9 protein-coding genes and 3 pseudogenes are annotated in these 14934 nt (G+C 68.1%); 7 read left to right on the forward strand and 5 right to left on the reverse strand.

The genetic code is table 11. From position 1 onward, the window contains the following. The first annotated feature begins 22 nt into the window (after positions 1–22). The 5 genes from ACFY0K_RS37565 to ACFY0K_RS37585 all read left to right on the forward strand — a co-directional run bounded on the left by ACFY0K_RS37565 (position 23) and on the right by ACFY0K_RS37585 (position 9893). Positions 23–2005 (forward strand): alpha-L-fucosidase, encoded by a 1983-nt coding sequence (locus ACFY0K_RS37565; protein WP_390643630.1) that lies wholly within the window; start codon positions 23–25, stop codon positions 2003–2005. A 55-nt stretch (positions 2006–2060) separates the two neighbouring features. Next, positions 2061–3392, forward strand: a complete 1332-nt coding sequence (locus ACFY0K_RS37570; protein ID WP_390643631.1) for a ricin-type beta-trefoil lectin domain protein — start codon at positions 2061–2063, stop codon at positions 3390–3392. A gap of 145 nt (positions 3393–3537) precedes the next feature. Further along, a complete protein-coding gene (locus ACFY0K_RS37575) occupies positions 3538–4509 on the forward strand; it encodes a family 78 glycoside hydrolase catalytic domain (RefSeq protein ID WP_390643632.1) in 972 nt (323 codons plus the stop codon). Between the two features lie 53 nt (positions 4510–4562). Further along, positions 4563–5450: a neutral zinc metallopeptidase gene (locus ACFY0K_RS37580; RefSeq protein WP_390643633.1), complete on the forward strand. Its 888-nt coding sequence runs from the start codon at positions 4563–4565 to the stop codon at positions 5448–5450. Between the two features lie 678 nt (positions 5451–6128). Beyond that, entirely contained in the window at positions 6129–9893 is a 3765-nt protein-coding gene (locus ACFY0K_RS37585; RefSeq protein ID WP_390643634.1) for an Ig-like domain-containing protein, read from the forward strand. Positions 9894–10032: 139 nt separating this feature from the next. Here ACFY0K_RS37585 and ACFY0K_RS37590 read toward each other — a convergent pair whose 3' ends face one another. Next, positions 10033–10758: a dienelactone hydrolase family protein gene (locus tag ACFY0K_RS37590; protein ID WP_390643635.1), complete on the reverse strand. Its 726-nt coding sequence runs from the start codon at positions 10756–10758 to the stop codon at positions 10033–10035. Positions 10759–10949: 191 nt separating this feature from the next. Beyond that, positions 10950–11315: a barstar family protein gene (locus tag ACFY0K_RS37595; protein ID WP_390643636.1), complete on the reverse strand. Its 366-nt coding sequence runs from the start codon at positions 11313–11315 to the stop codon at positions 10950–10952. Positions 11316–11403: 88 nt separating this feature from the next. Between ACFY0K_RS37595 and ACFY0K_RS37600 the strand changes: the two are divergent. Then, positions 11404–11556: pseudogene (locus ACFY0K_RS37600) on the forward strand (IS5/IS1182 family transposase); the annotation flags it as partial. Between the two features lie 8 nt (positions 11557–11564). Here ACFY0K_RS37600 and ACFY0K_RS37605 read toward each other — a convergent pair. Then, the gene (locus tag ACFY0K_RS37605; protein ID WP_390643637.1) at positions 11565–12023 is read right to left on the reverse strand and encodes a TIGR03618 family F420-dependent PPOX class oxidoreductase; all 459 of its coding nucleotides are present in this window, start codon (positions 12021–12023) and stop codon (positions 11565–11567) included. 249 nt (positions 12024–12272) lie between these two features. After that, a pseudogene (locus ACFY0K_RS37610) lies at positions 12273–12773 on the reverse strand (LLM class flavin-dependent oxidoreductase); the annotation flags it as partial. Position 12774: 1 nt separating this feature from the next. On the opposite strand from ACFY0K_RS37610, the pseudogene ACFY0K_RS37615 reads away from it, so the two are divergent. Further along, positions 12775–13149: pseudogene (locus tag ACFY0K_RS37615) on the forward strand (zinc ribbon domain-containing protein); the annotation flags it as partial. Between the two features lie 36 nt (positions 13150–13185). Here the strand turns inward: ACFY0K_RS37615 and ACFY0K_RS37620 are convergent. Then, the gene (locus tag ACFY0K_RS37620) at positions 13186–14874 is read right to left on the reverse strand and encodes an ABC transporter family substrate-binding protein (RefSeq protein ID WP_390643638.1); all 1689 of its coding nucleotides are present in this window, start codon (positions 14872–14874) and stop codon (positions 13186–13188) included. Between the last annotated feature and the right edge of the window lie 60 nt (positions 14875–14934).

Raw genomic sequence — 14934 nt, forward strand, 5'->3', positions numbered from 1 at the left:
CCTGACCCTGAAGGACCCCCTCATGACCGCCTCCCCCCGCCCGATCAGCCGACGCCGCATGCTCGCGGCGACCGGCGCGGCCACGGCCGCCGGACTGCTGCGTTTCGCACCTCAGGCCGCCGCGACCGACGGCCCCGCGAGCTACACCGCGAGCTGGTCCTCCGTGGACCAGCACCCCCCGGCACCTGCCTGGTTCAAGGACGCCAAGTTCGGTATCTACTACCACTGGGGCGCCTTCAGCGTCCCCGCGTACGGCAACGAGTGGTACCCGCGCAACATGTACATCGGCGGCTCGAACGAGAACCAGCACCACATCGCCGCCTACGGCGACCCCTCGGTGTGGCCGTACCACAACTTCATCGACGGCGCCCGCGACAAGGCCGGCACCTTCGTGCAGTTCGCGCCCAGACTGGCCTCCCAGGGCGGCAGTTGGGACCCGGACGCCTGGGCCCGGCTGTTCAAGTCCGCGGGCGCCCGGTTCGCCGGCCCGGTCGCCGAACACCACGACGGCTTCTCGATGTGGAACAGCCGCGCCAACCCGTGGAACTCCGTCCAGCACGGCCCCCGGCTCGACCTGGTCGCCCTGCACGCCCAGGCCATCCGCGCCCAGGGCCTGAAGTTCATGGTCTCGCTCCACCACGCCTACCACTTCAACGGCTACTACGACCACGTGCCGTCCCAGTCCGACCCGGGCCTGCGCATCCTCTACGGACAACAGGGCTCGGCGGCCGAGAACAAGCTCTGGTACGACAAGCTGGTCGAGGTCGTCGACGGTTACCAGCCCGACCTGCTCTGGCAGGACTTCGACCTGAACCTGGTGCAGGAGTCCTACCGGCTGCAGTTCCTCGCGCACTACTACAACCAGGCGGTCGCCTGGAACAAGGACGTGGTCGCGACCTACAAGGACGGCCTCGACAACAAGGGCGAGGTCTTCGACTTCGAGCGCGGCGGCCCGGCAGATCTGCTCACGCCGTACTGGCTGACCGACGACAGCATCTCCTCCTCCAGCTGGTGCTACACGGTGGGTATCGGCTACTACACGACGCAGGCGCTGCTGCACTCGCTGATCGACCGGGTCAGCAAGGGCGGCACCATGCTGCTGAACATCGCCCCGATGGCCGACGGCACCATCCCCTCCGCACAGCAGTCGATCCTGCTCGCCATGGGGGACTGGCTCGGCCGCTTCGGCGAGGCGGTCTACGGCACCCGCTCCTGGTCCGCCTACGGCGAAGGCCCCACCAAGATGGGCGGCGGCTCCTTCAGCGGACCGGTGGCCGGCAAACCGCAGGACGTCCGCTTCACCCGCAGCCAGGACAACAAGGTCCTCTACGCCACCACCCTGGGCTGGCAGGGGGCGACCACGACCATCACCACGCTGAACTCCAACCAGATCAACCTCAGCAGCCTGACCGGCGCGCAGCTGCTGAACAACGCCGCCGGCACCTACGTCAACCTGCCCGCACCGACCCAGGACGCCTCCGGCCTGCACCTGACCATGCCCTCGACGAACCCGCCGTTCACCGCCCTCGCCTACACGGTCAAGCTCACCTTCTCCGGTGAGATCCCTGTCCTGGGCGCACCCGGCGGGTCCACCACCTGGGTCAAGATCGCCAATGTGACCAGCGGACTGGTGCTCGACAGCGGGGGCAACGTCGCCTCCGGGTCCAACCTCAAGCAGTGGAACTACGACGGCAGCGCCAATCTGCAGTGGCAGCTGATCGACCTCGGGAACGGCTACTACCGGATCATGAACCGCGCCAACGGCATGGCCGCCGACAGCTGGGGCAACTCCGCCAACGGCGCACCCGCCCGCCAGGAGGCGTGGAACGGCGGCAACAACCAGCAGTGGTCGCTGAACAGCCTCGGCGGCAACCGCTACCAGATCGTCAACCGCGGCACCGGCACCGCCCTGGACGGCAGCGGCAGCACCACGGTGGGGTCCACCACGGTGCTGTGGGCGCCGAACTCCAGCACCAACAACCAGTGGACGGTCACCGGCGTGTGAACCACGCCGAGAACCCACGCGCACAGTCATCCCTCGAGACCGGAAGAAGGAGTGCATGAAACACAAACCGCTCTTACTGCCCGTCGTGGCGGCGATGCTTCTCGTCCTGTCGGCCGCCGGCACCTCGTTCGGCAGAAGCGCCGCCGCACCCCCGTCGGCCACCGCCGCCGCCGGGTCGACCGGCTGCGGCAAGGCTCCGGCCCTGACGAGTGGCAACCACACCATCCAGAGCGGCGGGCAGACTCGTAGCTACCTCCTGCGGATCCCCGCCGGCTACGACAACAACCACCCCTACCGGCTGATCTTCGGCTTCCACTGGCGCGGCGGCACGGCGGCCGACGTCGACTCCGGCGGAGCCGACGGATACAACTGGTCCTACTACGGCCTGCGGCGCCTCGCGGACAACGCCAACAACAGCACGATCTTCGTCGCCCCACAGAGCATCGGCAACGGCTGGGCCAATTCCGGCGGCCAGGACGTGGCCTTCGTCGACGCGATGGTCAGCCAGATCGAAGCGGGCCTGTGTGTGGACACCACCCAGCTCTTCTCCGCGGGCTTCAGCTACGGCGGTGCGATGTCCTACGCCATCGCCTGCGCACGGGCGAGCGTCTTCCGCGCGGTCGCGGTCTACTCCGGCGCGAACCTGAGCGGCTGCAACGGCGGCAACCAGCCCATCGCCTACATGGGCCTGCACGGCCTTCGGGACAACGTGCTCCCCATCCAGTCGGGACGGGACCTGCGCGACACCTTCGTCCGGACGAACGGCTGCACCCCGCAGAACCCGCCCGAACCGGCGTACGGAAGCCTGACCCACATCATCACCACCTACTCCGGATGCCGGTCCGGCTACCCCGTCGTGTGGGCGGCGTTCGACGGAGCGGGCCACGACCCCGGCCCGATAGACGGTTCCACCGGTGACGGCTGGCACACCTGGACGTCGGCCGCGGTGTGGCAGTTCTTCACCCAGTTCGACTCCAGCACGCCTCCGCCTCCGCCGTCCGGCGGCCAGGAGATCGTCGGCCAGCAGTCGGGGCGCTGCCTCGACATCAACAACTCCACCACCGCCAACGGCACCCAGGCCCAGCTGTGGGACTGCAACGGTGGCTCCAACCAGCGGTGGACCTATACCGCCGCGAAGCAACTGATGGTCTACGGCACCAAGTGCCTGGGCGTGGGCCAGTCCGCCGGCAGCGGCACCCCGGCGGCGATCTGGGACTGCGACGGGCAGCCGGACCAGCAGTGGAACGTCAATCCCGACGGCACGATCACAGCGGCGCAGTCGGGTCTGTGCCTGGACGCCGGCGGGCAGGCGACAGGCAATGGAACGAAGGTCCAGCTGTGGACCTGCACAAGCGGAGCGAACCAGCACTGGCGCTTGCAGAACTGACAGGCGCGGCCAGGTACGGCACCATGCCTACCTGGCCCATGCCGACAACTCGCCGTGACGTCCCGGCGAGTGCGGGACCTCGACACCCTGGTCGCCCCCGACGGCCCGCTGGTATGCCGGACCGGAGGAGGCCGCCCCGGTCTCCGTGACGACGACGCCGTCCGGCAAGACCCTCCTCGACTTCGGCCAGAACCTCGGGGGCCGGCTGCGCCTGACCGTGTCCGGCGACAGCTGCACCACCCTCACCCGGCGGCGCGCCGAGGTCCTGGCGGACGGCGAGCTGTGCACCCGGCCGCTGTGCCACGCCACCGCCACCGACACCTACACCCTGCGCGGGGAGGGCACCGAGGTCTTCGAGCCGCGCCTCACCTTCCACGGCTTCCGCCACGCCGAGATCACCGGTCAGCCGGACGGCTTCGACCCGGCGACCGGCGTGCGCGCCGTCGTCCTCCACTCCGACCCGGAGCGCACCGGCTCCTTCGAGTGCTGCGCCCAGCTGGTCAACCAGCACCACGACAACGTCCTACGGAGCATGCGCGGCAACTTCCTGGACCTGCCGACCGACTGCCCGCAGCGCGACGAGCGCCTCGGCTGGACCGGCGACATCCAGGTCTCCGCGCACACCGCCTCCTCCCTCTACGACAGCGCCCGCTTCTTCCTGGGTCGACGCGGCCACCCTGGTGCTGTGGACGCGTACGCGCTCGGCGCCGTAGCTGACTGGATGCACCGCGCGGTCGCCGGTCTCGCCTCCGCCGAGCCCGGCTACCGCCGCCTGCGCGTGGAGCGGAGGCCCGGCGGCGGACCCACCCCCGCGCGAGGCCCTGCGTACCCCGCACGGGCCCGCCGACGAACCAACCGTGCAGGCTCTCGTACCGCCGAACACCCCGGCCGAGATCCTGCTGCCCGGTGCCGAGCAGGCCACGGTGGGCTCGGGCCGGCACCCGGTTCTTCGACGAGTACGCCATCGTCCCGACTGTCCCGCGGCCGCCGTCCGTCGTCTGAACCTCGCCCGTGCACGGGCGGTCCGCCGTTCCCCCACAGAGCGGCGTCGCCCGCCGGCTCCTCCAAGAGGCCGAGCAGGAAGAGGGCGGGATGGGGATGTCCTCGTACGGGGTAGGCGAGCGGGGCGACGCGGGGCGGCCCGGCGCGCTGCTTGAGGGAGGGTCACGTATGCAATTCGACGACGATGCTGCTCTGGACACGTCCGAGGTCGAGGACGGTCGGGGAGGTGCGCTGGGCGGGATCCCGGGCGGCGGGAAGACCATTGGCGGGGGGCTGGTCGGGCTCGTGGTGCTGATCGCGTCCGTGCTCTTGGGTGTCGACCCCGGCATGCTCGGCTCGGGCGGCAGCGACACGTCCTCGTCCGGCAGGTCGGCCGCGGACCTCGCGGCGGACTGCCGGACCGGTGCCGACGCCAACCACAAGGAGGAGTGCCGGGTCGTCGCCGTGGTCGACAGCGTGCAGGCATTCTGGAAGCAGACGGAGACAGCCGCCGGCAAGCCCTACCAGCAGGCCCCGACGTTTTTGTTCACCGGCAGTGTGAACACCGGTTGCGGGAAGGCGACTTCCGACGTCGGCCCCTTCTACTGCTCAGCCGACGACAAGGTCTATCTCGACCTCGGCTTCTTCAACGAACTGAGCAGCAAGTTCGGCGCCAAGGGCGGCCCGTTCGCCGAGGCGTACGTCATCGCACACGAGTACGGCCACCACTTCCAGGACCTCAGCGGAACGATCTCCCGTGGCAGCGGAAAGGGCCAGAACAGCGGCTCGGTGAAACTCGAGTTGCAGGCGGACTGCTACGCCGGGGTGTGGGCCCACCACGCCACCACCACCCCCGACCCCAAGAGCGGTAAGCCACTGATCACCGACTTGACGAAGGACGACATCAACCGCGGTCTGGACGCGGCCGCCGCCGTCGGAGACGACCGTATCCAGCAGCGCTACCAGGGCAAGGTCACACCCGACACCTGGACCCACGGCTCCGCGAGCCAGCGCCGGCAATGGTTCTCCACCGGCTACCGCTCCGGCCGCGTCGCCCGCTGCAACACGTTCAGCTGACCACGCTGACAACCACGGCACGACGCCCGGCTGTGGGCCGCTCATGGGCAGATCGCCTAGCATGCCGCGCCGCGGTGGCGATGTTCAGTTCTCGCTCCCCGCCGGCGGCGCGGTTGCCGATGTCCCACATCGGCCGGAGCCGCCGGTCTGCGGCAAAGGCAGTCCGGCGTCGACCTTCCTCCGCACCCACCAGGCTCAGGGGGGCGCGGACGGTGCCGTGTCGGAGTTCCCAGAAGTCAACGGACACTGGGTGGACATCCCCGATCTGGAGGAGAACGCCGAGCGTCATCTCCGGTCGGCCGGAACTCCTCGATCAGCGCCCAGAACGCCTCCTCGTCCACACCGGCCATCATGACACTCGGATCCGACAGCCAGGGCTGTCGGCCGTCGCGAAGCCCGCTCCAGAGCACGACGAGGTCCAGCGAGCGGTGAGGCCGTTGCAGCCGAGCCGTGTTGATCCGCGGCGTGCAGAGGAGCGGGTTTTCCCACGACCGTCACTCGGCCGTATACATCCGACAATTGGTCGACTCATCTCTGCCGCAAGGGTCAACTACCGGGCTTCCAGGCCTGAATCGTTGACATACATCCGATCTCCTCTCCATACTCTCGGCTTGCGGCCTCGTGGCCAGACATCGGTGGCCGCCGCTCGTGAAGTGTTGATGGCCAAGGAGAGCTGATGTGAGACGTCATCCAGCGGTCATAGCCGTGCTCGCGATGGTCGGGGCCCTCACGACCGCTCCCGCGTTCGCCGCGGACGTCGGGCCGTCCGTCCACCACGGTTTCAAGGTGCCGCAAGCGGTACTCGACCATCTCCGCCAGGACGACTGGACCCAGCTCCAGAAGATCCTGTCCGGCATCTCCGGTTCGGTGACGTCGCCACTGAAGATCGGCGACGTGGACAAGGGCAGCTACACGACCGGCCAGCTCATGGGCAACGGCGACATCGGCGCCGTCGCTGCGGGCGTGTCCAACACTTCGCAGCAGTTCTACTTCGGCAAGAACGACTTCTGGGGCACGCTGCACGCGCAGGGCAGCTCGGTCAAGGACAACGCGGGCATCCTCTCCGGCGGCGGGCTGGACGTCTGGCCGACCACCGCGGCGGGTACCGACGCGGCGAGCGCGTTCTCGATGAAGCAGGACATCCTCAACGCCCAGGTCACCACGGACATGGAGCTCAAGGACGACCAGGGTGCCGACGCGCCGCTCCAACTGAACTCCTGGACCGCCGACACCGCGAACGTCTTCGTCACCGAGATCCGCAACGACGGAACCGGGCCGGTGACGCTGAGGATCAAGCAGTGGGTCCCGGCGATGGCGTACGCGAACTCGAGCGCGACCGACCTCACCGATGCGCAGACGACCTACCCGTACACCGGAGGAGTGGACTCCTCGCAGGCCGGTCCCGTCCTGTGGACGACGCGGGACAGCACCACCACGAACACGAGCGGCTATCGCAGCCGGATGGCGACCGCGACGACCGTCGTCGGCTCTGAGCTCGCGAACCCGCGCGAGCAGATCGAGGCCAACGACTACTACGACAGCAACAAGCGCAAGTACTACAACTCGCTGGGCGAGTCCGGGAACGTCACCGTCGCGCCGGGCGCGACCACGTCCCTGGTCACCTACCTGAGCAGCAGCAGCGGCGACTACAACACGATCAAGAGCGTCACGGACGTGCAGAAGGACGCCGAGGACGGGGTGCGCGCGTACGCGTCGCAGAGCGCCGTCGACCGGCTCAAGGCTGAGCACCGGGCATGGTGGAAGGACTACTGGCTGCGCGGCTACGTCCAGTTCACCGATCCGGAGATCGCCCAGTACTACTACGGATCGCTGTACGTGCTCGGCAGCTCCAACCGGCCGACGAGCGCGAACGGGAAGGTGAATCCGCAGAATCTGCCGGGCTCGATGTACGGCGAGTGGGTCCCCGCCGACAACGCCGGCTGGGGTGGCCGGTACTTCCTCAACTACAACCAGCAGGCGCAGTACTACGCGGCGGGCTCGAGCAACCGCATCGACACCGAAGTGCCGTTCAACCGGGTCATCGCCTACGACCTGCCGTGGCAGCAGAACAACGCCGCCGCGCAGGGGCACGACGGCGCGGTGCACGTGCGGACGTTGTCCCCTTTCCACCTGCTGGCGAGCGACCAGCCGGCACTGAACCCGAAAGCACCCGTGCCGGTCTACGGGTTCAGCTCGGGGTCCACGGACCAGAAGTCGAACGGCTTCTTCGCCGCGATCAACATGCTCTCCTACTACGAATACACATTGGATGATCAGTACCTGCGCACCGTGCTCTATCCGTACCTCAGGCAACTGCTCGACTTCTACAGCTCCTACGTCCTGAAGCAGGACGACGGGAACGGGCAGTACCACTACTCGGTGATCGGCTCCTCGATCCACGAGGGCGACGCCGCCGACATCAACGCGGACCTCGACATCGGCGCCATCAAGTACCTGTCGAAGTTCCTCTCCGCACATGCCCGTGAGATGGGCGAAGCCCAGGACACCGTCGCTCATTGGAAGGACCTGGCAGACCACACGGCGTTCCCGGAGGCCGAACTGCCCAAGGGCGTCTTCTCCGCGAACAACAACGACGACTTCGTCCCGACGCTGACGGCCACCGACTACCAGTCGCCGAACCAGGCGCACGTCGACATGATCGAGCCGGGCGACCAGCCGGTCGAGCTCGAGGGCGTGGTCTTCCCCTTCGAGAACGTGCAGCAGCTCGACGGCGACCCGGAACTGCTCGGCAGGGTCCGCAACACACTCGAGTACATGAACTCCTGGGCGGCCACCGGGTTCGCGGGCTGGAGCAGTCAGAACAACGGCTTCCCCAAGGTGTTCCCGATCGCGGCGCACGCGGGCTGGCCGGCCGCGGACCTGCTGGCGAAGTTCAAGACGGCACTCAAAGCCAAGGTGCGTACCAGCAACCTGACCTACTACGGCAGCGGTGGCGCGGTCGAGACCGTCGGCGCGATGGAGGGCGTCAACGCGATGCTGCTGCAGAGCAGCACCACGCCCCAGATGCCGACGACCCTGTCGGTGTTCCCGAACTGGGACCGGACCCAGTCGGTGAGCTACGAGCGGCTGGGCGCGAAGGGCGACGTCGAGGTGTCCAGCGCGTTCGACGCGGACAAGGGCTCGGTGTCCTATGTGGACCTGACCAGCAGGCGGGACGGGAAGATCGCGCTGGTCGACCCATGGGCCGACGGCCGCCCCGTCGTCCGGCTGGTCAACGCCGACAACACCCTGGGCGAGCGCGTCGACTACGACGTGCGGGGCGGCAAGCTCGTGTTCCATGCCGAACAGGGCAAGCGGTACATGGTCATGGTCGACACCACCGACCACGCCCACACCGTCACCGGCATCTCGCTGTCCACGTACTCGACCACGCTGGTCTACGACAGCACGCGTCGCCACGCCCCCGCGGGCACCGGCACTGTCACGGCCGCGCTCGAGGGCGGCAAGCCGGGCGACACGGTGGCGTGGAAGTCCTCGAACAGCCACGTCGTGACGGTGACCGGGTCAGGCAGGACGGCGACGCTCCAGGCGGTCGGCACCGGCGGCGGCAAGGTCGCGAACGTGACGATCACCGCGCGTGGTGTCGAGCACGGCGGCTTGTCCGACGACGGGGTACGCCAGACGATCCACGTCAAGGTCGCCGACGTGTCCACGGTCCCGACCGGACTGCAGCTGCTCAGCCCGCCGGAAGCGACGATCTACGGGCCGGCGTCCACCAGTGCCGACATGGGCAAGGTGACCGGCACGAACCGACTGCAGCTCACTGCTTCGGTGTCGCCGGCCAACGCCTACGACCGGCGGATCGCCTGGCGGTCGAGCGACCAGAACGTGGCGATGGTCGACAAGAACGGGCTCGTGATCGCGCGCGGGGCGGGCACGGTGACCATCACCGGCACCAGTACGGCCAACCCGAGCCTGCCACCGGTCACGACCACCGTGAAGGTGACCTCCTCAGGAGCGGACTTCAGCGGGTACGGCCCGCTGGCGTCGGTGCTCACCGCGGCGAAGAAGGTCTCGGCGTATGCGGGCGACACCACCGGAGCGGGCGGCTTCACGCGGGTCACGACCAGCCGGGACTGGGAAGGACTGCAGGAACGCTTCCAGATGGCGTACATCAACGCCTTGGGCGTGAAGACGCGTTACTCCGGCTATTCGGCGGTGAACATCAGCGAGGACACCGCCTACTTCGCGAGCGTCGCGCTGAACGAAGCAATCAAGGCGGTCGACCCGGCCCTCGCGGTCACCCTGCCGGACAAGACCGACCCGGTCGCGGCGGTCGCCGGTGAGTCGAAGGTCACCGCGGACGACTTCGCGACCCAGCAGGCGTGGGACGACCATCAGGCGGCGCTGGCCGCGGCCCGTAAGGCCGACGACGAGGCGCAGGCGACCAGGCGGACGTGGATGCCGCCTGCGCCGCGCTGACGTCGGCAGCGTCCGCCGTGAAAACGGGGATGCCTCGGACCGCAGGTCGTGAAGCCCACTCGCCGAGTCCGCCCAGCGCACCGCACCAGAGGTTGAACGGCAAGGTCAGAGCCTGTGAACACACCTCAGTCCGCGCAGATCACTCCGTTATGGGCAGGCACTCGGCGAGCAGGTCAACGACGTCCCGCCAAGCTCGCTGCGCGTGCTGAGGGTGATAACCGACCCCCGGGCGCACGACGTGGTCGACCGATGGGTGATGGAAGGCGTGCAAGGCGCCGCCGTAGACCACGAGGCGCCAGTCGACGCCCGCAGCCTGCATCTCGTCGGTGAAGGCGACCCGTTGCGCGGGCGGCATGATCGGGTCCTCCGACCCCACACCGGCCCACACCGGGCAGTGAATGCGCGCCGTCTCCCCTGGTCGGCCCGTGGTCAGTGCGTTGACTGTCGCGATCGCGCGCAGGTCGACGCCGTCGCGCCCGAGTTCCAGCGCGATTGCGCCCCCGGTGCCGTAGCCGACGGCGGCGATCCGGTCCGGGTCGGTCCGCGGCTCGGCGCGGAGCACATCGAGCGCCGCGTGGCCGATGCCTCGCATCCGGTCGGGGTCGGCGAGCAGCGGCATGCAACGAGCCAGCATCTCCTCGGGGTCGCCCAAATAGCGCCCGCCGTGGAGGTCGAAGGCCAGCGCCACGTATCCCAGCTCGGCGAGCCCATCGGCCCGGCGGCGCTCGACGTCGCTGAGCCCCACGCCCTCGGGCCCGACCAGGACCGCGGGCCGGCGGTCGACACCGGCCGGGAGCGCGAGGTGCCCGATCATCGTCAGGCCGTCGGCCGCGTACTCGACCGTGCGCGTTGTGACTGTCGTCATGAGCCTGGACTGTAGTGATCGTCGAGCGCGGTCGGGCCGGTGTTCAGCCGCCGGCAGAAGGCAGGGCTCTGGCGTATTCCGGAACCACCCCGTCAGCGGTTCAGCTCAGAGCCCTGGAACAAACTGCCGTCCGCCCGAAGAGCGGGCGCACCGGACGCCGCTGCGCGCAGACGCGATGTGTTCCTAGGATCTCACCGACGGATGACGCTCACACCTCGTTCCCCGAAGATCTCCAGGAGCAGGTCGAACGGCACAAGCTCGCCATCGCCGACGGGCACGCGCTCCGCCAACCGCGTCCGAGCCTCGGCCGAGCAGTCCCAGTGCAAGGTGAACGCAATGGTCGTGCCCCTGCCGCCGCTCAGGCAGTCGTCCAGATCGTCCAGGTTCCATCCAGCCCATCCACCGGGGGCGTTGACGGCCTCCCCGATCGCGCAGTAGAAGGTGTCCCGGTCAATGACATGTCGGCCGTCCAAGGTGAACACCTGCAGGCTACCGGTGCAGGTCAGCTCCCACGGTCGTTCAGCTCCGGGCAGGGCGTTCTCGCACCAGAGCGTCACCGTGGTAGGCCACCCGGCGGGAGGCAACCCGCGAGGTGCACTCGGCGCGCGCTCTCCTGACCCGGCAGGGGCGTGAACAACTTCTCTGCGCGCCCGGCCCGACAAGGCCCGTGCCGACCGGGCCTACGACTCTCGCGCGAACCGCTCCTATCTGCGCAGACACGGCGTGCGGGCCACCATCCCGGAAAAGGCCGACCAGATCCGCAACCGCAAGAAGCTTGGATCTCACCAGCGCAGACCCGATACGTCCTAGCCGTTGATGTCGAGCGCTGTTCCGTACAGCCGGTCCACCTTCAACCGGATGACCACTCGGCGCTCGGCGACCAACTGTTCCAGAAACGCATCTTCGTTCTCCGGCTTTGCGGCCTGTGGAATCATCCCGAGCAGCTCCCGACCAACCGCATCGCCAGGAACCGCCGTGATCTCGGAGACCTCGGCCGCGCCTTCGGCAACGGCGAACGACCACACGTCACCGCCCTGCACATGCAGCGCCGCACGCCGGTCGCGCCGCAGGTGCCCGACCTTGATGCGGTCGGCCGTCGTCGAGAACCGCACTATGCGGGCCTCGGAGTCCCAGCTGTACAGCATGGTGGTCAGGTGGGGGTGGCCACTGCGCTTGACAGTGGCGAGTGTGCCGAACTGCTGCTTGCCGAGCAGGTGGGAGAGGGCTTCATCGGAGAGTGAGCGAGGTGCTGGTCCTTGAGTCATGACGTCGTCAACATGCGTAGCTGCTCAACAATTTCGGGGACGCCATGAACCCAACCCCCACTTTCACAACACTCCCTGATTGATCACACAGGACTTCACGGCCAGGGGGTCACAAACAACGGCCTCACACGCAGGAGAGCGTCAGGGGCTCGCAGGACGTCGGCCACGTTCGCGCAGGTTCACTACGGCTCTGGTAGCGACTCAAGAGGTGGACGATGCAACGGGGCTGTTCTCCACGATGCGTCAGCTTCACAGGCTCCGCTCTCCCGTCCGCGGGATCACGGAGCGGACGTGCGGTCCTTCCGGATCGGGTCGCCGCCGGCGGCGAGTCTCACGAGCGGTGAGTCGAACCGAGAGCGGGGTGGTCTTCATGTACTCCTCGAGCGAGTGGCCGCGGAACATGGGGAAGCCGTTGAAGTAGGGGCGGAACGCTTTGACGGCGTCCTGCGACTTCTCGGCGATGTGAGCCGGTCCGCCCAGCCCGACGATCGCCTGTTCGGGAGTGCCGTGCCCGTAGTGGGCGTAGCGCTGCCGATAGAAGGCGACGAGTCGTTCGAAGTGCCCGTAGGGAGCAGGGACGTTGTTGGCGAAGAAGCCGTTGCCGTAGTGGGCCGCCTGCTCAGCGATCTCGGGGGTGCGGATCGAGCCGTGCCATACGAACGGCGGGACGTCGTCGAGCGGTCGTGGGATCGCGGTTTACCCCTGCAGCGGGGAACGGAAGTTCCCCTCCCGATCGACCACGTCTTCCCGAGTGAAAGGACTCGCCCGCCCGCGCCTGGCCAAGTCCGTGCACGACGCCGGATGGTCGGCGTTCGTGAGCATGCTGGAGTACAAGGCCGCCCGGTACGGGCGCACGTTCGTGAAGATCGGCCGCTTCGGGCCGACCCCTCAGGTGTGCTCGCAGTGCAGCGTCCAGGGTGGCCCCAGGCCCCTGCACGTCCGTGTGTGGACCTGCGGGGCCTGCGGGGCCGTCCTGGACCGGGACTTCAACGCGGCGGTCAACGTCGCCAAGGCGGCCGGACCGGCCGTGTCAGCCTGTGGAGCGCAGGTAAGACGGTCACCGGTGCCCGCACCGCGCGGCGAAGCAGGATCCCACCCGACAGCGTACCCTTCACCGGCGCGGTAGGCGGGAATCTCCCCCCTTCAGGGGGGACAGAGGATGTCAATTCTGCCAGCCGACGGTCTCCGGCAGAGGCGTGCCGAAGATCGTGGCGCCGACGTTGGCCAGCCCCTTCTTGACGCCGTAGACGGACGGACCGCTGAAGAGGGGCAGGAAGGCGTACTGCGCCAGCTCTTCACGTTCGATGGCGTTGGCGCGGGCGGTCTGCTTGGCGGGGTCGGATATCTCGGAGGCGGCGTGGATCTGCTTGTCCAGCTCCGGGGTTCCGGTACCGGTCAGGTTGGAGTCGCTGTCGGTGCCGTAGAACTGGTAGAGGTAGCGCGCGCCGAAGGGGTCCGTGGAACGGTTGCCGGACAGGAAGAGGTCGAAGTCGCGATCGCTGAGGATCTTGGAGAAGTCCGCCTCGTCGGCCTTCTTGATGTCGACGCCGATGCCGACCGGCTTCAGCATCGCGGCGAACGCGTTGGCCGTGGCCTTGTCCAGCGGGTCGTCGCCGAGCAGGGTGTAGCGGACGGTGAGCCTGGTGCCGGCCTTCTCGCGAATGCCGTCGCCGCCGGCCTTCCAGCCGGCGGACTCCAGGGTCTTCCTGGCGTCGTCGGGCGCGTACTTGATCACCGATGAGACGTTGTCCTCATACCCCTTCTGGAAGCTGTAGAGGAGCGCCGAGCCGGGAAGCGGCTCGGAGTAGTCAAGTCCCTGAAACTGGATCTTGGCGATCTGTGTCCGGTCGACGCTCTCCAACAGCGCCTTGCGTACCCGCACGTCCCGCAGGACGGCGGACTTCGAGTTCACGTACAGCGAGTACTCGAACGGGCTGCCGCCGCGGCGGATCTCCGTGCCGGCGACGCCGCTGATCTGCTTCAGTCCCTCGGCGCTGCCCGTGGTGGCGTAGTCGACCTGCCCGTTCTTGAACGCATTGATCGCCGCGGACGAGTCCAGGTTGACGTAGATCCGCTTGTCGAGCTTGCCCTTCTTCCCCCACCACTTGGGGTTCCGGACGAAGGTGAGGTTGCCGCTCTTGGTGTCGAAGGTGCCGACGGTGTAGGGGCCGGCACCCCATTCGGGATGGGCCTTCTTCACGTAGGCGTCATTGAAGTTGGCCACCGTCGCGGCCTTGGGGTTGAGCAGCGTCGTGAACAGGCTGGACCACCATGGGTCCACGCCCTTGAAGTCGATGACGGCCTGCTTGTCGTCGGCGCCGCGGGTGACCGAGGTGATGTTCCGGTACCCCTCGGTGTTGCTCGCGTTGTAGTCCTTGTCGGATCCGTTGTCGGCCTGCCAGGTGGCTTTGACCGCCCGCCAGTCGATGGGGGAGCCGTCGTTGTAGGCGGCCTTGGGGTTGAGGGTGAGCACGACTCGCTGGTTGCCGCCGGTGACACTGACCTTGACGTCGCTGAGGTAGTCCGGGTTGTACTGCACGTCGCCGGTGGGCGAGTAGGTGATGACGTCGGGGTTGTACCAGAACCACACCCGGGTGGCGGTGAGGGTGGCGTTGGCATTGAACGGGTTGCCCTGGTCGTCGAAGGTCCCGGGCGTGGTGTAGGTCCCCCCGTCCTTGACGTTGTCGTAGGGCTGGGGGTTGTAGTCGACCTTCGCCGATGCCACGGCGGGCGTCGAGCCCTTGGCCGATCCTCCGGCGTCCGGCGCGTCGGCCCCGGACGAGCTGCAGGCGGTGGCCGTCAGGGCGAGGGCCAGGGTGAGTACGGAAGCCTGGGCGGTTCTCGGTCGCATGGCGAGTGGATCCGTTTCTTCGTGGGGGTGGAGCGCCGCACGATGCGGCGGCGCTGCGGA

Source organism: Streptomyces sp. NPDC001507, from assembly GCF_042894765.1.
In the GTDB taxonomy this organism is placed as follows: Bacteria; Actinomycetota; Actinomycetes; order Streptomycetales; family Streptomycetaceae; genus Streptomyces.